The following is a 19,747-nucleotide window of genomic DNA, read 5'->3' as shown; positions in this document are numbered from 1 at the left end:
ACACACATCTAGATACAGGAGTTTTCATGACCACCATCGCCAAAGGCTACGCCGCACTGGGCCCGACTTCCGCACTGCAACCGTTCACGTTCGAGCGCCGCGCCCCGCGCGAAGACGACGTGGCCATCTCGATCAAATACTGTGGCGTGTGCCACTCCGACATCCACCAGGCGCGCGACGAATGGGGCGGCGCCGCCTTCCCGATGGTGCCCGGCCATGAAATCGCCGGCGTCGTCACGGCCGTTGGCGCCAACGTCAGCAAGTTCAAGGTGGGCGACCACGTGGGCGTGGGCTGCTTCGTCGATTCCTGCACCACCTGCAAGACGCGCAACGTGGACCTGGAACAGTACATGCCAGGCCTGATCCAGACCTACAACGGCCTGGAAGCGGACGGCAAGACGGCCACGCAGGGCGGCTACTCGGACAGCATCGTCGTCAAGGAAGGCTATGTGCTGTCGATTCCCGACAACCTGCCGCTGGACGCGGCCGCGCCGCTGCTGTGCGCCGGCATCACCCTGTATTCGCCGCTGAACCACTGGAAGGCCGGTCCTGGCAAGCAGGTCGCCATCCTGGGCATGGGCGGCCTGGGCCACATGGGCGTGAAAATCGCCCACGCCATGGGCGCCGAAGTGACGGTACTGAGCCAGACCCTGTCGAAGCGCGAAGACGGCCTGCGCCTGGGAGCCGACCATTACTACGCCACCAACGATGCGGAAACGTTCAGCAAACTGGCCGGCACGTTCGACCTGATCATCTGCACCGTGGGCGCGTCCATCGACTGGAACCAGTACATCAACCTGCTGAAAGTCGACGGCAACATGGTCATCGTCGGCATCCCGGACGGCGCCGTGCCGCCCGTGAACGCCTTCGGCCTGGTGGGCGCGCGCCGCAGCCTGTCCGGCTCCATGATCGGCTCGATCAAGGAAACCCAGGAAATGCTGGATTTCTGTGGCAAGCACAATATTGTGTCGGACATCGAGATCATCCGCATTCAGGATATCAATGAAGCGTTTGAGCGCGTGGTCAAAAGCGATGTACGCTACCGCTTCGTGATCGACATGGCATCGCTGTAACGCTCGAGAAAAAGCCCAGGGCGTTGTTGCCGCGTCTCGCCGTACTATTCGTACTGTCTTCGACGCGGCGCCTAGCCCTGGGCATTTTTCGGGCGTTCCAACCGGTATGCTTTAAAAGCAAAACCGGCTACTATCTGGTTGACCTGTGTTTGTTGGATTACGCGCTTTGCGCTAATCCAACCTACGCATATCCAGCAGTCCGGTAGGTCGGATTAGCTCGTAGAGCGTAATCCGACAATCCCCCTGAACGCCCCCATCCCCGCCAAAAATCAAGCTCCCGCGTCAATTTTTCTTTCCTTGCGTCAAAAATCGGCATAAAATGAAACCGTACAGTACAGTTTCACTACGTGGATTTAAAAAAATCAGCCATCCCCGGCGTGTTTGCCCGGGCAGGGGAGGCGTCATGGATAAAAAATGGACACTTCAGTAAATAAAGGAGCGCCGGTGATCCCGGCGGTCTTCAGGGGCAAGCGGCTTGCCTTGACGGTTTTTGGCGTTTTTCTCGGATTCTCCGGCCTGGCCCTGGCGGCGGGCGGCATCGAACTCATTACCCTCGGCGGTTCCTGGTACTACCTGCTGGCCGGTCTCGGCCTGCTCCTCGCCGGCGTGCTGTATCTGCGCCGCAAACCCATCGCCAGCGGCGTTGTCGCCGTGCTGGTCATCGCCACCCTGGCCTGGGCCGTGTGGGAAATCGGCTTTGCCTTCTGGCCCATGGTGCCGCGTTTGGCGCCGTTCCTCGTTATCGGCCTGGTGGCCGCCTTGCTGCATCCGTGGCTGGCGGGGCGCAAGCACACTGGCCAGTCGCGCGGCTTCGCGGCCTTGTTCGCCGTCGTGCTGGTGGCCGGTTTCGCTGCCATGTTCCAGCCGCACGGCGTGCTCGATGCCACCGTGCAGCCGCAGCAGGATGCGATCGCGGCGGTGAATGGCGGCAGTGCCAACTGGGCGCATTACGGCTATGGGCCGAAGGGCACGCGCTTCGCGCCGTACACGCAGATCGACAAGCGGAATGCCGGCCAGCTGCAAGTGGCGTGGACCTACCGCTCGGGCGAGCTGGCCGAAGGCGCGTCCGAATCGCAAAACACGCCGCTGCAGATCGGCGACACCATCTACACGTGCACGCCGACGAGCAAGGTCATCGCGCTTGACGCGGACACGGGCAAGGAGCGCTGGACCTTCGATCCGAAGCCGGCCAACATCAAAACGTGGAACCGCTGCCGCGGCGTGGCTTACTACGAGCCGGCCAAAGTGATAAAGCCATTTCAGTTTGACGGCATGGCCGCGGCCAGCGCGCCGGTGGCGGGCGCGTGCGCCAAACGCATCGTGCAAGTGACCATGGATGCGCGCCTGATTCAGATCGACGCGCAGACGGGCAAACAGTGCGAGGGCTTCGGCGACAAGGGTTCCGTCGACCTGACCGTCGGCCTGGGCAAGGTCAAGATGAACGTGCCGTACTACGCCTACACGTCCGCGCCCACGGTGGCGCGCAACCTGATCATCCTCGGTGGCTGGGTCTTCGATGGCCGCTCCACCGACGAACCGTCGGGCGTCGTGCGCGCCTACAGCGCCGACACGGGGGAACTGGTGTGGGCCTGGGACCTGGGCAATCCAGCCATCACCAAGCTGCCGCCGGAAGGGCAGACCTACACGCGCAGCACGCCGAACATGTGGTCGGCGCCCGCCTTCGACGACGAATTGGGCCTGGTCTACCTGCCGACGGGGAACGAGCAGCCCGACTTCTGGGGCGGCAAGCGTCCGCCGCTGACGGAAAAATACGCGTCGGCCATCGTCGCCCTCGACATGGCCACGGGCCGCGAGCGCTGGACGTATCAGACCGTCCACCACGATATCTGGGATTACGACGTGGCCGCGCAGCCAGCCCTGTACGACGTCCCGGACGGCAAGGGCGGCAAAATTCCCGCGCTGGTGCAGCTGACCAAGCGTGGCCAGATCTTCATGCTGGACCGCCGCACGGGCAAACCGATTGCGGACGTGGTGGAAAAACCCGTGCCGCAAGAGCACGCGGCCGGCGACTGGGTATCCAAAACGCAGCCATACTCCACCGGCATGCCGGCCCTCGGTGCGGACACGCTGACGGAGCGCGACATGTGGGGCGCCACCTTCTTCGACCAGCTGGCGTGCCGCATCAGCTTCCGCAAGCTCAATTACCAGGGCGAGTTCACGGCGCCGAGCACGAAAGAGACCTTGATCTATCCGGGCTATTACGGCGGCTTCAACTGGGGCGGCGCGGCCGTCGATGAAAGCAATGGCTATATGTTCGTCAACGATATCCGCATGCCGCAAGTGGTCAGGCTGGTGCCGCGCGAAACGGTGGACGTGGCGAAGCTGACGGCTGGCCACGGCGTGGGCAGCACCTATCCGATGGATGGCACGCCGTTCGTCATCGACCACAAGGCCTTCAATTCGCCGCTGGGCATACCGTGCCAAAGCCCGCCATGGGGCGTGTTTGCCGCCATCGACCTCAAGACGAAGAAAAAAGTGTGGGAGCGTCCTGCCGGCACGGTGCAGGATGCCGTCATCAACGGCGTGCGCGCCAGGCTGCCCATCCCGCTGGGCATGCCGACCCTGGGCGGCGGCATGAGCACGGCGTCCGGCCTCGTGTTTTATGCGGGCACGCAGGATTACTATCTGCGCGCCATGGATATCGCCACCGGCCGTGAAGTGTGGAAGGCGCGCATGCCGGTCGGTTCGCAAGGCACGCCGATGACGTACGTGTCGCCCAAGTCGGGCCGCCAGTACGTCGTGGTGGTCGCAGGCGGCGCCCGCCAGAGTCCGGACCGGGGGGATTACGTGATAGCATACGCGCTTCCCAAGACACAGTAAGAGTTTGCTTCATGCCCCAGTTGCGCACCGTTCCCGCTTCCCCGAGTACCCGAAGCGAGGAGCGGCGGCGCAAGCTGCTGGTGGCGGCATCCAGGCTCTTTCTTGACTCCGGCTACGACGGCGTCAGCATGGACGCCATCGTGGCCGAGGCGGGCGGCTCGAAAGCCACCGCCTACCGCTATTTCGGCAGCAAGCAGGACCTGCTGGTGGCCGTGGTCGAATACCTGTGCGCCGATTTCATCATCGCGCTACGCCAGCTCGATACCTCGCAAGTCGGCCTGGAGCAGGGCTTGCAGCTGATCCTCGATGAACTGGTGGCCGTCGTCACCAGCCCCCGCCACGTGGATTTCTACCGCCTCGTCGTCACGGGCGCGGCCGCAGTGCCGGCCGTGGGCCTCACCTGGTACGAACACGGCCCGCAAGTGTGGCATGCATTGATCCTGCGCCTGCTGGAACAGCAGCGCACCCAGGGCCGCATCGCGCCCGACACCTCGTTTTCCAACCTGCCGCAGATCCTCTTCGACGCTGTTTTTTCGCACCTGACCACGCGCACCGTCATGCTGGGGCAGGGCGGCGATGCGGCCACGTTCCGGCCCTTGATCGCGGAGCTGATCGAGCTGGTGCTGGCGCGGGTGGGATGTGGCCGTCTGCCGCCGCGTTAAGCTGCACTGAAAATTACCCCCCTTTTTTTCCACGGATTTGCAAGGGCATCCGACCCGCGTTGCCGGTCTGATTCCGCCTGTCTTAGCGGCCGGAGACTAGCCTCCGGGGCCGCGTCTGGATGATTTAAAAATAAATTTGTAATTGTGACAATGCGAGTGTTTTTAGCATTTTTTTATGATTATATTATTCACTGGCATGACGGAAATGAGCGATGTGCTTGATTTACGGCCATTCGACAGTTTCACGCACTTCCAGCATGGCTTTTCCCAGTTCATTTCCCGATTCATTCTTGAAGGGTGCGATGATGACAATACTGTTTAATGACTTGTCCTGGAATCAACAAGAGCAATTCAAGACCACATGCCGGCGTCATGGCATCGATCCAACCGCAGTTCGGGCGACACTATCAACCGAAAATATGGGCAAGGGCGTCTTGTGCGGCCATCCGGCGGCCAGTTCCGCTTTCCCGCCCGATAATATCGTCCAGGTCGACAGCATAAAACAGCTGAAAGCCCTGGGCCGCGGTGAGGGCGTGGACGATGTTCTCGGCGCCACCGGTGCGGCCGAGGTCAGCTACCCCAGGCCGCTGGCCGAGATGGCGATGCCGGACCTGGCCGCATTTGGCGGGAAGGCCGTCAAGCTGCGCAACAGCCTCTCGCGCCCGCAATTCCAAGCCGTTTCCGACGCCATGAACGCCTACCTGCTCGGTGATTCAAGCCGCGTCGCGGACTATGAAGACTACATCAACACGCTGCACTTTCCGCTGCAAATGGCCGTCTACGCGGTGACCGACCTGGAAATCACGGCTGCCAATCCATTGCTGGTCGACAATTCGAACGCGCCCACCAGCCTGATATTCGGCACGGTCACGGTGCAGCCGGGCGGCTATATCGAGGCGCGGTCCACATTGCAGATGAATGTGCAAACCATGACCATCGTTTCCTGATCTCGTCACCGAGAATGTCGTAATTGTCACGTTTTATTTTCAACATCACATGCAGTTGATGTTTCGTGTCGAGATCGCGAATATTAACGAATGGCTTCATTCCCATAATATGGCTGATGACTTGACGGATTTTTATCCAATCTGAAGGAGCGAGATGATGGTTAAACACTTTAAAGATCTGAGCGACGAGCAAGTGGCGAAATTCAATGCGCGCTGCGCCCAGCTTGGCGTGGACCCCAGCAAGATTCAGACCAGCGTGACGACCGCCGGCGCCGAGGACGGCCTGCACTGCGGGCATCCCGCCGCCAATTCGACTTTTCCTCCCGCGAACATCCTCAAGGTCGCCAATGTGGCGCAATTGAAGGCCCTGTGCGCCTGCAAGGACGAGGATTATGTGCGCGGGCTGGAAAGCGATGCCCAGGTCAGGTATCCGCAACCGCTCTCGGAGCTGGCGCTGCCGCCGCTGTCCTCCCACGGGCGCGACGTGGCTTTGATCGAGAACTTCATGACCGAGACCCAGAAGGCGGCGGTGGTGCAGGCCTTGCACGCTTTCCTGGTGGGCAACTCGAACAAGGTCAAGGATTACGAGGCGATCATCAACGCGATCCATTTTCCGATGTCGCTGGCGGTCTACGCAGCCCAGGACATCACGATCACCGCCGCCAATCCGCTGGTGCTCGATTCCGACCAGATCGGTTTGTACAATTTCGGCGTCGTGACGGTGGAGCCGGGCGGCAGTATCCAGGTCGTCACCGCCGCCCAGATGGATTCGCAGGTATTCAACGGCCAGACAGCGTTGGGCGGTGCCGGCGGCACCGTTCCGACCATTAACTTCCGGGGTGCCAACGGCAGCAACGGCACCGACGGCACGGCCGGCACCAACGGCAGCAACGGCGGCAATGCCGTGCAAGGTTCGCCGAGCGGCAATAACTGCGATTGCAACAATCCTTCGCCGGTGGCCGCCACGGCCAGCGGCAACGGCACTGCGGGCAGTGCCGGCACCCGGGGCGCGGACGGTTCCATTTCCGGCACCTCGGTGTTTTCGCTGGGCGCGATCTCCGGTCCGATCCAGGTGACCTACATCGGCGGCGTGGGGGGCAATGGCGGCGCCGGCAAGGCTGGCGGCGCCGGCGGCAATGGCGGCAACGCGGCCGGGGCGGCGGCTGCGCCCTGCAATAACTCCTACGCCGGCACCCCGTCCGGTAATGGCGCCAATGGCGGCAACGGCGGCAATGGCGGGAATGGCGCCAACGGGCCGAACGTGACGATCTATTACTCCTCGATCACATCGGACACCACGTTTTCGATCGACACCTCGTCGATCGCCGCCGGCTCGGGCGGCGCGGCGGGCGCCGGCGGCGCGGCCGGCAGCGGCGGCACCGGCGGCGGCACGGCCGGGAACCCCGGCACGGCAGGCGTGCCCGGCATCACCGGTTCTCCAGGTACCCTCTCGGCGCGTCTGCAACCGGCGTAAGGGCAGCTTCACGACTGTGGGTGACCTCCCCGCGCAAGCCAGCGCGGGGTCTTGAAAGGGAGAAGAGATGACTACTTTTGATGGCAGCACTGCAGTGATACGTCTGCTTGGCCAGGACGCGATTCCGGTCCCGGACGCCGCCGCCGGCGCCGCTGGCACGGCGGGGGCCGCCGGTACGGCGGGCAGCTTGACGTCTGGAAAGTGCTGCAACTGTTCCAGCAACGGGAGCGCCGGCGGACCTGGCGGCTTTGGCAATAATGGTTCGCCCGGCGGGCCGGGCTGGCCGGCACCCACCTTCACGATGGTCGTCGGCAGCGTCGAGGGCTTGCTGACGATCTCCTCGACCGGTGGCGCGGGCGCCGCAGGCGGCGCGGGCGGCGTGGGCGGACTCGGCGGGCTCGGCGGCGCGGCCGGGCAAATGCCGGCTTCGGTCGAAACGAGTTGCCTGGAGGCGTCCGGCGGCAAATCGCCCGAGTGCAGCACGGCGGTCGGCGGCGTCGGCGGCAATGGCGGCAATGGCGGCATCGGCGGCAATGCCGGGTCTGGCGGCAGCGGTGGCGGCGTCACCATCACCTACACCACCATGAGCGAACCGATCGTGGCGATCTCGACCGGCGGGCTGGCCGGTCCCGGCGGACTGGGCGGCCTGGGCGGCGCCGGCGGCCTGGGCGGCGCCAACGAAGTCGCCTCGGGCACCAGCGATCCGAGCAACGCGGCCAGCGGCAGCGTCGGAGTGGCCGGCGCGAGCGGCAACCCCGGCGTGGCCGGCGCCGTCGGCGCGGTGCTGATACTGCAGAGTCAAACAGCGGTGGCGGCATGATGGCCGACGCCGCCCTCGAGTCCTACGACGCCGCGCTGGCAGCCGAACTGGTGCCGCTGGCCACCTTGGCCAACGCGTCGCTGGCGAACCTGTACCTGCCGTCCGACTGGGGCCTGGCATACAGCTACACCGGCGCCGCTTCGATGGGCGGCTGCCAGTACTTCCTGGCGGTCAGCCCAGCTTCCTCGCCGACCATGTGCGTGCTGGTGCTCGGCGCGCTGTGGAGCGATTTCATCGCCTTCTACACGCCCGACAACCATTCCTTGTTCCTGGTGCCGAGCAGCGTCGTCGGCACCGCCGCGGCGATCTCGGCCGACGGCGGCTTCGAAACCATGTACCAGTCCATCCGCAGGTCGCTGTGGGTAGACCTGGCCAAGATCCAGCGGACCATTCCCGCCTTCGCCACCACGTTGCCGCTGGTGGTGGTCGGCCTCGGGCCGGGCGCGCCGGTGGCGCAATTGGCGTCGCTCGACCTGCGGCCGAACAAGACCCTGTCGCCGTCGCCGGTGACCAGCTTGCAGTCCTACGTGTATTCCTGCCCGCCCTTCGCCGACGCCGCCTTCGCCGCCTCGTTCGCCAGCATGGTGCCGGCGGCCTACCGGGTGCAGGCGCCGGCCGACCTGTTTCCGTCGCAGCCGCTGCCGGCCAGCGGCTACGTCCAGGCCGGCGCGCAGCAAAACCTGGCCATGGCGATCCCGACCTACGATTCGCCCTGGGTCGAGCGCGACGGTCCGTACTACCAGCAATTGCTGACGGGGGTGGCCCCCGTCAATGACGGCGCGGGCACAACGGCCGCGGTGCCCGGATTCGATCCGCTGCTGGCCTTTGCGATGGCCAAGCTGTCGGCCATCCCCTACCAGATGGCCCAGCATCCGGGCAGCACCCTGGCTTTCACTTACAGCCCCTACGTGCTGCAGCAAAACCTGAGCGTGGGCGCGACGGTCTGGGCCAGCCTGTTCGAGGGCCCCGACACGCTCGTCATTGCGCTGCGCGGCACGTTCACGTGGATCGAACTGATCACCCTCGTGAGCAATGCCGCCCCGTCCTCGCCAGCCTGGCTCGGCGGCAATTACGGGAAATATGCCCAGCCCCTGGTCGACCTGTATGCCAGCGGCCGCGACAGCCTGCGCGCCGCGCTCAACGTGCTGGGCAACAAGCCGGTGATCCTGACCGGGCACGACTGCGGCGGCGCGCTGGCCAACCTGATGGCGGTCGACATCCTGACCAATCCGCTGGCCGGCAATCGCACGGTCGCTTCGGTCTACACCTTCGGCACGGGACCGGCGGCCGATCTCACGTTCGCGCGCAACTATGGCTTGAGCCGCCTGGGAAGTTGCAATTTCCAGGTGGCCAGGACGCTCGACATCATGCCCGCCTTGCAACTGCTGGGCGCACCGCAAACCCTGGGCACGCCCGTGCCGTTGTCGGGAGGTGATTTCGACAGCTACAACGGCAGCACTTTCCACGGCTTGTACAACTATATCGACCTTCTCAATCCAGGGAGCTGAACGATGGACGCTGTGACGCGACGCGCGATGTCGCCGTATTTTCTGCGCCAGCTGGAGTACTACGGGGTCGATCCGGCCGCGCTGGCCGGGCCGGTGCATGCCGGCCTGGCCCTGAGCGGGGATCCGGCGCAGTCCGACCTGGCGCCCCATTCGGTCGGAGCGAGGCAGGCGGCCGTGTTCGCGTTGAGCGAACTGACCCTCGGGCCGGGGCAACGCTTGCTGGTGAGTGGCAGGGCCGGGCAGCGCGTGGTCCTGGTGCTCGCATCGCTGTCGATGGCGGACGACGCGCGCCTCGTCCTGACGGCCAACACCGACCTTGTGGTTGATCAATGGTGCCCCGGCGCGGCGCCGGGCGGAACCAGGGTAGTCTTGCTGACCGCCCCCGACGGCCAGGCCGGCCCGGCCGGATCGCGGGGCGCAACGGGCGTGAACGGCGTTGACAGTCATACCCCGGGCGGCCCCGGCACCTTTGGCGGCGCCGGCGGGAACGGCAGTCGCGGCCTCGACAGTCCCGACGCGCTCATCACCATCGCGCGCCTGGGCGGCGACACGCTGTTCGAAGTCAGCGCGGGCAAGGGCGGCGATGGCGGCGCCGGCGGCAAGGGCGGCCAGGGCGGCATGGGCGGGATCGATCCGGCCACCAGGAAGATGGCGGCGGGCGGCGCCGGCGCGGCTGGCGGACCCGGCGGCCATGGCGGTTCCGGCGGCAACGGCGGGCGCCTGCGGGTGTGGATCGAGGCGATCGATCCGGGCGCCAGCTTCACCACCCGGGCCGACCAGATACCGGGCGGCACGGCCGGCGCCGGCGGCGCGCCCGGCATTCCCGGTATGGGCCATCCGGATGGCGCATTCGGCCAGCCCGGTCTGCCGGGCAATCCCGGTTCGGCCGGCACGCCCGGAGTGGTCGAAGTAAAGTTGGTTTGACGGAAACAGTCCTTGAAGCTCATGCAACGGGAGTAAATGATGTTCATCAACACGTTCTCTTGTGAGGCCCGTCGTGGGTAGCGCGGCCACCTTCGACGCGTCGCAACTGGCGCCCACGCTGCTCAAGCTGGGCATCGCGATCGGCATTCTGCGCGCGGTCCAGGGCCAGGCCAACAGCTACGAGCTCAATCCGGACTGGTTCCAGAACCCCATGAATCTGACCGGGGACAATCTGTCGACCAACGGCGCGACGATCGCCGAACTGTTCGCCGAGCTGCTCGGCGAAGTGTCGGCCAGCGCGCTCGGCTTGCCGGCCCAGGACCTGGGCAGCATGGGCGTGTGGAATCCGATCCCGTATCCGGGCAGCCTGACGGCGACTGGTTTTTACCTCGTCAATTACGCCGTCAATCCGGACCTCGTCAACAGCGACCAGGTATTTGGCATCGGCGTGCTGCACCAGTGGGATTTCGCGGCCCAGGGCGTGGCCGACGGCGTCAGCGACATCGAGGTCAGCGCCTGGGGCTTGCTGCCGGTCTTGAAAATCGGGCAGGGCGGCATGCACATGGTGCTGGGGAACAGCGACTTCCCGCTCAACATGGGCGTGCAGTTCGCCGCCGCAGGTGGGCAAAATATCATCAACAGCAACGGCCTGTCGTTCAACGGCGTCAAGTTCAGCGCCCAGCTCGACCTGGGTGCGCCATCGGTCGACCTGTCGGTGGTGGTGATGCAACTGCAATTGCCGACCGAACTGGTCCCGGCCGACCGCAACCTGAGCCAGATCGCCCAGATCACGCCGCAAGAATGGCTGAGCACGGTGTCGACCCTGTTCGTCTCGGCCTTGCAGCAAGTGCTGAGCCAGGACAATCGCGCCAGCAACCTGTTGCCGATCCTGGGCCTGTCGCCCATCGTCCCCGATTCGGCGGTGCGCCTGCCGCTGCTGCGCTGGGACACGCTGCTGTCGCAAGCGAAGGCGGAAGCCTCGCTGAGCGCGCCCTTCGTCGCCTGGTTCAACAGCCTGCTGGCTGACGAGGCCGCATTCCCGGCCTGGATGGGCGCGATCGGCGCCTTGCTCGGCGTGGCCGCGCCCGAGGTGGCCGGCGACGGCAGCGTGGCCGCGCCGTTCATGGTGCCGCTGCTGAGTGAGCCGGCCTACGGCGCGCTGGCGCTGACCATGGTCACCCAGGTCGACGCCCTCGGCACCCGCTACCTGCTGCCGGGCCTCAATTTCCGCGGCAAGGGCCAGCAACTGGGCACGGCCCCGGCGCACATCCTGATCCAGGCCCAGCTCGACCTGGCCCAGTTTTCGCTGGCCACCACCGGCCAGCTTGGCGTGAGCACCAGTTTCCTCAACCTCAATGTCGGCATCGCGCTGACCAGCACCGACGCCGGCAAGCCGCTGTTCGCCGGCAGCGTGGGCGGCGAACAGTACAGCTTTGGCAGCTTGAGCGGCGGAGTTTCGGTCTTGCAAAGCAGTACCGCGGCGATGAAGGTGGTGCCCGCGTTCCAGCTGGTCGATGTATCGACGCCAAATGGGCAATACGCGCAGATCGACCTGACCCAGCCGGGCACCCTGGTCGAGCAGGCGATCACGGAGTTGTACACCCTGGTCGACGCTGCTCTGCAGGGCGTGTTCGGCCTGGCCGGCGGCTCCTCCTATGGGCGCCAGGCCGCCATCCTTCTCGGCGTGATCGCGCCGGACCTGGAGGCGGGCGTGAGCTGGCCGGCCACGCTGGCGCCGCCGTTCAGCGCCGCGCAAATGGTCACCTCGTTCCAGAACCCGGTGGCCGCGTTCAGCACGTATTACAGCGCGCTGCTGCAAGGCGGCACCCTGGTCGACGGGCAGTTGCCCGTGTACTGGCTGCTGCAGGCGGCCGGCGCCTTGTTCGACCAGACCGGCGTCACGAGCAGCGTGACCGGCAAGGGACAGGCGGCCGACCCGTGGCTGTTTTCGCTTACGGAGGCCAGCCTGCCGGCGTCCCTGCTGGCGTATGTGGAAAGCCAGGCCGGTGGCGCCAACCGCCTCACCTTGGGCCTGCAACTGAGCCCGGACATCAGTTACGCCAGCCTGCAAACGCTGGACATCGGCATCGACGTGTACGCGCTGAGCATGCAGTTCGGTAACGGCGCGCCGGTGCAGGCGTGCATATTCCCGGGCATCGCCGCGCACATCGCGCTGCCGCAAACCCTCGTCACGCCGGCCGTCGCCGGCGCCGCCGTCAGCGTCGACGGCGCCTCCTTCAGCGGCAGCTGGTCGCCCTACGACAGTTGGCACTGGAATGTCGCCGTCGGCCAGCCGGCCATCATCGTCGACGGCACCTCGATGCCGGTCGGGCAGGACATGGTGTTCTCGGACGCCGATTCGCTCGATGAACTCGTCACGAAGCAGGGACAGACCTTCGCGCCCATCGTCACCGCCCTGTCCGGCGTGGCCGTGTACCGCACCAGCAACCGTCCCGGCCTCGCGCTCAACGCCTTGCTCGGTCTGCTGCCGAACCTGGGCGCCTTCGTGCCCGCCGGCCTGAGCTGGCCGGCCACGATGCCGGTGATGAAGCCGGACGGCTTCACCGACCCGGTCGGCGACGTCAAGCGCCAGATCTCGGCGCTGCTGGCGCAGGCGGACTACACGAAAGCGGCCATGTCCTTGCTGGGCTGGGCCGTCAGCGACGGCGCGCCAATCCCGGCGGTGTCGGGCAGCGGCAGCTACGCGGCGCCGTTCGCGGTGGCGGTCGACCTGCCGGGCGACCTGGACCTGGCCGTGTGGACGTCGGCCCTTGGCCAGACCCTCGGCCTGGGCTTGCAGCGCAGCTTCAGCTTCAGCGCCCTCGGTATCGACACCAGCACCGACCTGCTGCTGCGCTTCGTCGAAGTGCCCCTGACGGGCGCCGCGCCGCAGAGCAACTACCTGCCAGGCTTGCGCCTGCAGACCCTGCTCACGCCGCAGACGCCCGTCGTGGTGCCGAGCACCGACGGCACCGTCAAGACGCTCGTGTCGATGCGGCTCGGGATCGACATGGCGCTCGACCAGGGCAGCCTCGTGCTGCAGCCGCAGGTGCTGCTGACCATGCATAGCGGGGACGACACGCTGGTCTACGACCTGGACCAGTTGACGCAAGAGAGCAGCGAATGGGTGGCCGTGTTCTACGGCCTGCTGAACGTGGGCGTGGGCCAGTTCGTCACGCCGTTGCTGGGCAACGCCGCCATCGGCAACGCCTACCAGGTGCTGGGCCTGATGAACCTGGTCGTCCCGCTGTCCAGGGCCGATGCGCTGGCCGGCGTCGATTCGGCCGGCTGGACCGCGATGCTGGCCGATCCGCTCAATTACTTCATCGAACGCGGCATCGCCCTGTTCCAGGATGCCGACAGCCGGGCCCAGGCGGTGGCGCTGCTCGAATCCATCATCGGCATCACGCTGCCGGCGCTGCCGCTGCCGATGCTGCAACTGTTGCACGCGCTGCAGCTGGTGCAGGACCAGGACAGCGGCTTCGCCCCCTGCCTGTACGACTGGGTGGCGCTGGCCGCCAATCCGGCGGCGCAGCTGGAAAGCCGTTTTACCGCCCTGATGGACGACCCGGCGCGCGTGGCCCAGCTGAGCGCCGAACTGTGCTCGCAGATCGAACCGGTGATCGTGGGGCCGGTGCAATTGTCGGTGTCGGAGGGCGCGCTGATCCAGGTCAGCCTGCTGGCCGACGCGCTGCCGATGTGGGGCAACTTCCTGCAGATCAGCGGGGCAATGGGGTTCGACCTGCGCAGCAGCGAATTGAGCGCCGAACTGGGCCTGTATTGCGCGCAAGTGCAGCTCGAAGTGCGCTCCAGGCTGGCCGTCACGGTCGCCGCGGCGCCCAAGGCCGCGTTCGCGGTCGAACTGTGCTGGGGCGACGGCACCCAGCCAATGCCGCTGCCGCTGACCCTGTATCCCTTCGATGCCGCGCTGTTCCTTGAGCAAACCATCGCGCTGGCGCCCAATTTCGCGCTCTCGACCTTTTTCGGGCAAGTGGTCGACGCCCAGCTGCTCAACGCCTACCCGGTCGCGCGCACCGCCATGTCGGCGCTCGGGCTGGCATTCCAGGACAGCGCCACCGGCCTGTGGTTCACCAAGTCGCCGCTCGGCCTGTTCGGCGATCCGCTCGGCTGGCTGCTGGGTGACGCCGTGCTCGGCGCCAATGGCCAGCTCAACATCGCCGCCCTGGCGCGCGTGTTCTCCACCATCACGGTCGCCTCGCAGGCCTCCAGCGGCGTCGGCATCAAGCCGATCACGGGCGGCCTGTGCATTTTCGGTTTGCCGTACAGCCAGCAAATCGAGCTGGTGGCTGACGTTGCCGCGCAGACATTCAGCATCACGCCCGGCCTCGCAGCCGGCAAGACGCTGGCGCTGGCCGACGGCGTCGAGTTGCTGACGCTGGCGTTCTCGCTCTCGCTGGGGCCGAACTTCCAGCCCGGCCTGGCCGGCAAGGTCTCGCTCAGCGGCAAGGTCGCGGGCGACACCACGCTGGTGCTCCAGGCCGCCTACGACAAGGTGTTCCACCTGTCGGCCAGGCAGCTCGAGAGCGGGCAGAATTTCCAGATACTGCCGTTCCCCGGATGGCAAACGCTGGTGGTCGAGGCCGCGCAGCAAGCCGCGCAAGCCTTGCTCAAGCAACTGACCGCCGTGCTGCTGGACGAACTGGCCGCCGGCGGCGCGGCCGCCTTCGTGGCCAGCCTGCGCAGCGCCTCGGACGAATTGCAGGTGCCGCAGCTGGTCCAGCAGCTGATCGCGGTCAGCGAGGAGGGCGCGGACGCGGTCGGCAGCGCGGCGCTCGCGTGGCTGTCCGCACGCCTGTCGAGCGCCAACGCGCCGGCCACCGTGCAAGCCGTGGCCGGCCTGCTCAAGCCGTATTTCGCCAGCATCGAGACCGATGCCGGCCTGTTGCGCTACAAGCCATCGGCCAGCCTGCCGGTCACCCTGGTGACGGGGGTGCAAACCCTGTCGGACATCTTGCAGGTCGGCCTGTGGGTCGAACTGAACCTGCCCACCGGCGACAGCATCGTGCTCGAGATCGCGCCCACCGGGATCGGCATTCCGGTGCTGGCCGACGGCACCCCGGTCAGCCCGGTCAAGCCGCAGCTGAACTTCCAGCTGGCCATCCTGGCGCCGCTGCAGGACGGCTGCGGACCGAAACTGTCGATGCAGTTCGACATGCTCAGCAGCAAGTTCCTGCTCGGCGTCGACCCGGCCGGCACGGCGCTGGCCGCCAGCAGCTACTACCGCGAATTGCTGCCGACCTTCTTCGGTCAACCCGATACGACCCAATGGAGCCAGGATGTCGTTGACTGGCTCGAATCGATCCTGCTCAACATCGTGCCGCGCTACCTGTCGATCCTGGTGCTGAATCAGGCCGCCGTCAGCAAGTGGATGGAGCAACCGCTGTTCTCGTCGGACAAGGGGCCGAGCGCCGCCACCATTTTGCTGGCCTCGCAACTGATGATCCAGGAAGACAAGCTGTACATGCTCAACAGCCTGTCCGCGCTGGAAAGCCTGACCATCGAGCAATTCCTCGCCCGTTTCCTGCGCGCCATGTTGGCCCAGCAGTTCCAGCTGGTCAGCATCGGCAAGACCGGCGGCATCTGGCTCGGTCCGCGCAGCGACGGCAGCGACTATTTCGGCCTGCGCGTGATGGTGCCCGGCCTGGAACTGGCCGCCGTACCCTACGTGACCTTGCAGCTGGGCGACGAAGACACCGAATGGATCGCCAAGGCCGGCGGCGACCCCGACCTGAAGGGCGGCGTCTCGCTGTACGTGCCGATCAGCACGGACTCTCCGGAATTCAGGAAATTGCTGCTTGAACTGGTCAACATCGGCATGGATTTCCATGGCAAGGAAGGCCAGAACCTGGTCCAGATGAGCCGCTTCAGCCTGGGCGCGGTCGCGCCGCGCGGCCTGATCACCTTCGACTTCGCCAAACCCAGCCAGGTCACGTCGTTCGGCGGGGGCGTGATGCTCAGCGATATAGGCATTTCGCTCGCGCCCAACGTGGCCGTGCCGGGCGGGAAGGCCAATCCGGTGGCGGAAAACCTGCTCGGCTCCGGCAGCGACGCCTCGCCGCAGTCGGCCAACCCGGTCGCCAATCCCGGTTTCTCGGTGCGCACCTCCTATGTCAACGATTTGTACGTCGAGCTGTTCAGCGGCGACGGCAGCGAGGGCACCCAGGTGTGGTTCCCGGTGCAGCGCAGCTTCGGACCCCTGTACGCCAGCCAGATCGGGGTTGGCTGGGAGCAGGACAAGTATCTGCTCGACATGCTGTTCGACGGCAACGTCACCATGGCGGGCCTGTTCATCGGCCTCGATTCGCTGTCCGTCGGCGTGCCCGTCAAGACCCCGCTCGACCCGAGCGCCTACAGCATGGACCTGGCCGGCATCGACATCCAGTTCAGCGGCGGTGGCGTGGAAATCGCCGGCGGCTTCCTCAAGCAGGACAACCCGCTCAGCTACGACGGCTACGCCACCGTCAAGGCCGGCTCCTTCGGCCTGCTGGCGCTCGGCTCGTACGCGCTGGTGCCGCTCGATCCGGCCAGGCCGGACGGCCCGACGGCCGCCTCGCTGTTCATCTTTGTCAACCTGAACATCCCGCTCGGGCCCACCCCGGCCTTCTTCATCAACGGCCTGGCCGCCGGTTTCGGCTACAACCGCAACCTGCGCATCCCGGACGTGGGCGACATCGCCGAATTCCCGCTGGTGCAGGGCGCCATCGACAGCAGCGTGTTCGGCTCGGGCGCGACGCCGGATTCGGCCCTGAGCGTGCTCTCCAAGGTGGTCTATCCTGAGATCGGGCAATACTGGGCCGCAGGCGGCATCCAGTTCACCAGCTTCCAGATGCTCAACTCGTTCGCGCTGCTGATCGTCAAGTTCGGGCGCGAGTTCTCGATCGACCTGATCGGCATCAGCTCGGCCTCGTTCCCGCCCAAGGCCAAGCCGGCCAACGCGCTCGCCTACGTGGAGCTGGGCTTGCTGGTCTCGTTCCGTCCCAGCGACGGCGTGGTGTCGGTGCGCGCGCAACTGACGCCGAACTCCTTCGTGCTGTCCAAGGATTGCCAGTTGACGGGCGGCTTTGCGGCCATCGTCTGGTACGACGGCCTCTACGCGGGCGACTTCGTCATCACCCTGGGCGGCTACAACCCGGCCTTCAGCGTGCCCGAGAACTATCCGGTCGTGCCGCGCCTGGGCTTCAACTGGCCGATGGTCATGCCGATCGGTTCGCTCAACATCAACGGCGGCGCTTATTTCGCGTTGACCCCGTCGGCCATCATGGCCGGCGGCTACCTGAAAGTGTTGTTCGAAAGCGGCCCGCTGCGCGCCTGGTTCGCCGCCGGCGTCGATTTCCTGATCCAGTGGCAGCCGTTCTATTTCAAGCTCGAGGCCTACATCACCGTCGGCGCCGGATTCGAGACCGAAGTGGCCGGCGTCAAGCTGTCGCTGACGGCCCAGATCGGCGCTCGCCTGGTCCTGTGGGGCCCGCCGATCGCCGGCGAGGTCGGGGTCGACTGGTACGTGATTTCGTTTTCGATCCCGTTCGGCGACAGCAAGCAGGCCCAGCCCGGCACCAATCCGCTCGACTGGGACGCCTTCCAGCTCAGCTTCCTGCCCGCGCTGAGCATCGACACGGCGCCGGCGGGCGCTAGAACAGCCCCGGCCGCGCTGATGGCGCTGGCGCAGCAGGCGCCGACCCCGGCGCTGACCCAGGCCTACGCCGTGCTCAAGCCGCAAGTGACGCGCGGCCTGATCGGCGACTACCCGGATGTCGGCTGGGTGATCCAGAGTCCGTTCGCGCTCACCGTCGGCACCGTCGTTCCGGCGACCACCTTGCGCTTCGCCGGCGCCGCCGCCAGCTTCAGCGGTCCGGCCATCGGCATCCAGCCGATGGCGCAAGTCACCGTGACGACGCCGTTGACCTTGAGCGTGCTGGGCTGGTCCGTCAAGGACCAGGCCTGGGAAGCGATCGGCCTGGATGCGCGCCTGATCGACGTGGGCATGCAGCAAAGCAGCTCGCCCGATGCCCTGTGGTCGAAGAACTCCTTCGATCCGAATGGCATCCCGCAGGCGAAGTCGATTCCCGGCACCATCCTGGGCGCCACCCTGCAGGGCTCGCAGGTGTTGCTGTATGCGCCGGTCGGTCCGATGGACATGGCCACGCTGGCCTTCGTCACGTTGGGTCCGCTGCCGCTGCCGTTCGCCTGGACGCCGAACTACCCGGCCCAGGCGGAGCCGCTCCAAACCGACCGCGCCGAGGTGATCGCTTCGACCATCATGGACCCGCTGGTCGTGCTGCTGCGCAACGACATCCTGGCCGCGCTGCGCCTGTTTGGCCAGCCGGCGCTGGAGGCGCCCAACCTGTCGGTGCTGCAACACAACGTCGGCAACATCTTCCAGTCGCCGCCCAGCATCGCGCCGCTCGGCATGGACCTCGCGCCGGTGATCACTGCCTCGACCACGATGGCGCAGGCGGCGCCGCGGGTCCCCGCGGAAGCGCCCGCCGCCGTGAACGCCAGCCGGGTGATTGGCCACAGCCGGCGCTACCGGGCCGGCGCCACCCGGCACGCGCTGGGCAAGGGCGACACCGCCTTGCCACTGATGCGCTACCGCAGCCGCGCCAAATGGGTGGCCGGCCTCGGCCAGTTCGCTGCCAACGTGGCCGGCAAGCTGTACCTGACCCTGGCGCCGGGCGCGACCAGCATCGTGCGCCTCGGCGACGACGCCGCGCGCAGCGTGGAGCTGCGCGGCAACCTGGCGCTGCGCCTGCTCGCCTTCAACCGCTACGAGGAGCCGCTGCAGCTGCGCCTCGCCGATCCGGCGTGCGGCGCATACCACGAGCTGCCAGCCGCCACCAGCGAACTGGTGGTGATCGCCGGCGACGCCAGCCCGGAGGGCGTTGCCGGCTGGTACCACGACAGCGACTGGACGCGCCTGAACCACTATTACTTCCAGGCCGACGGCTGCCTGCTGCGTCCGGAAGCGGCGCCGGTGCTGAAAAAACTGCAGCGCGGCCAGATCCTGGCCAGCGACGTCCTCAAGGGCAACCAGGTGCGCCAGGCCGACGGCAGCCTGGGGCAGGGCTGGCTCGAAACCCTGTTCTTCGAGCAGGTGTCGACGGTGGCGGTGCTGGTCGGCGGCTCGGTCCGGCCACGCGTGCAGGCGCGCTGGACCGACGATCCGGCCAACCCGGCGTATGCCGGGGAGGACGACCTCGATCCGCAATTCGTGCTCCAGGCCGGCGCGCTGCAGGTGTATGTGTACCAGGTGCCCGATTGCCTAGACGGCAAGCTCGGCCTGGCGCTGCTGGTGCACGGGCGCGACACCGCCTGTTACCGCTCGCCGGCGTCGGCCAGCGTGCAGGGCGTGTTCGGCTTTTGCGCCGATGCGGCGACCCTGAAATCGGGCGGCTTGAGCGGCCTCATGCAGTGCGCCGCGGGGGCGCCGGCCGATACCGCGCCGCCGTCTTGCCAACTTCAAATAGCATAAGGACAAGT

The 19,747-nt window shown here is 66.4% G+C and carries 9 protein-coding genes; all 9 read left to right on the top strand.

Going from position 1 to position 19,747, the window contains the following annotated elements:
• Nucleotides 1-26 precede the first annotated feature (26 nt).
• The 9 genes from ACPJXG_RS14745 to ACPJXG_RS14705 all read left to right on the top strand — a co-directional run bounded on the left by ACPJXG_RS14745 (nucleotide 27) and on the right by ACPJXG_RS14705 (nucleotide 19,739).
• The gene (locus ACPJXG_RS14745) at nucleotides 27-1,073 is read left to right on the top strand and encodes an NAD(P)-dependent alcohol dehydrogenase (RefSeq protein ID WP_092716513.1); all 1,047 of its coding nucleotides are present in this window, start codon (nucleotides 27-29) and stop codon (nucleotides 1,071-1,073) included.
• Between the two features lie 480 nt (nucleotides 1,074-1,553).
• Entirely contained in the window at nucleotides 1,554-3,914 is a 2,361-nt protein-coding gene (locus tag ACPJXG_RS14740) for a membrane-bound PQQ-dependent dehydrogenase, glucose/quinate/shikimate family (RefSeq protein ID WP_425251499.1), read from the top strand.
• A gap of 11 nt (nucleotides 3,915-3,925) precedes the next feature.
• On the top strand, nucleotides 3,926-4,576 hold the full coding sequence (locus ACPJXG_RS14735) for a TetR/AcrR family transcriptional regulator (protein ID WP_425251498.1): 651 nt from the start codon (nucleotides 3,926-3,928) through the stop codon (nucleotides 4,574-4,576).
• 257 nt (nucleotides 4,577-4,833) lie between these two features.
• Complete coding sequence (locus ACPJXG_RS14730; RefSeq protein ID WP_425251497.1) at nucleotides 4,834-5,523, top strand: hypothetical protein; 690 nt, start codon at nucleotides 4,834-4,836, stop codon at nucleotides 5,521-5,523.
• Nucleotides 5,524-5,680: 157 nt separating this feature from the next.
• Nucleotides 5,681-6,997 (top strand): hypothetical protein, encoded by a 1,317-nt coding sequence (locus tag ACPJXG_RS14725; RefSeq protein ID WP_425251496.1) that lies wholly within the window; start codon nucleotides 5,681-5,683, stop codon nucleotides 6,995-6,997.
• A 67-nt stretch (nucleotides 6,998-7,064) separates the two neighbouring features.
• A complete protein-coding gene (locus ACPJXG_RS14720) occupies nucleotides 7,065-7,817 on the top strand; it encodes a hypothetical protein (RefSeq protein WP_425251495.1) in 753 nt (250 codons plus the stop codon).
• Nucleotides 7,814-9,325, top strand: a complete 1,512-nt coding sequence (locus ACPJXG_RS14715; protein ID WP_425251494.1) for a lipase family protein — start codon at nucleotides 7,814-7,816, stop codon at nucleotides 9,323-9,325. The genes ACPJXG_RS14720 and ACPJXG_RS14715 overlap by 4 nt, the downstream gene beginning before the upstream one ends.
• Before the next feature lie 3 nt (nucleotides 9,326-9,328).
• Nucleotides 9,329-10,249 carry a hypothetical protein gene (locus ACPJXG_RS14710; RefSeq protein WP_425251493.1) on the top strand — a complete coding sequence of 307 codons (921 nt, stop codon included), beginning with the start codon at nucleotides 9,329-9,331 and terminating at the stop codon, nucleotides 10,247-10,249.
• Nucleotides 10,250-10,322: 73 nt separating this feature from the next.
• Nucleotides 10,323-19,739 (top strand): DUF6603 domain-containing protein, encoded by a 9,417-nt coding sequence (locus tag ACPJXG_RS14705; protein ID WP_425251492.1) that lies wholly within the window; start codon nucleotides 10,323-10,325, stop codon nucleotides 19,737-19,739.
• Nucleotides 19,740-19,747 lie beyond the last annotated feature (8 nt).

Origin of the sequence: Janthinobacterium sp. NFX145, assembly GCF_049810325.1 — a bacterium.
In the GTDB taxonomy this organism is placed as follows: domain Bacteria; phylum Pseudomonadota; class Gammaproteobacteria; order Burkholderiales; family Burkholderiaceae_D; genus Janthinobacterium; species Janthinobacterium rivuli.
This window is presented reverse-complemented; position numbering and strand designations above follow the sequence as displayed.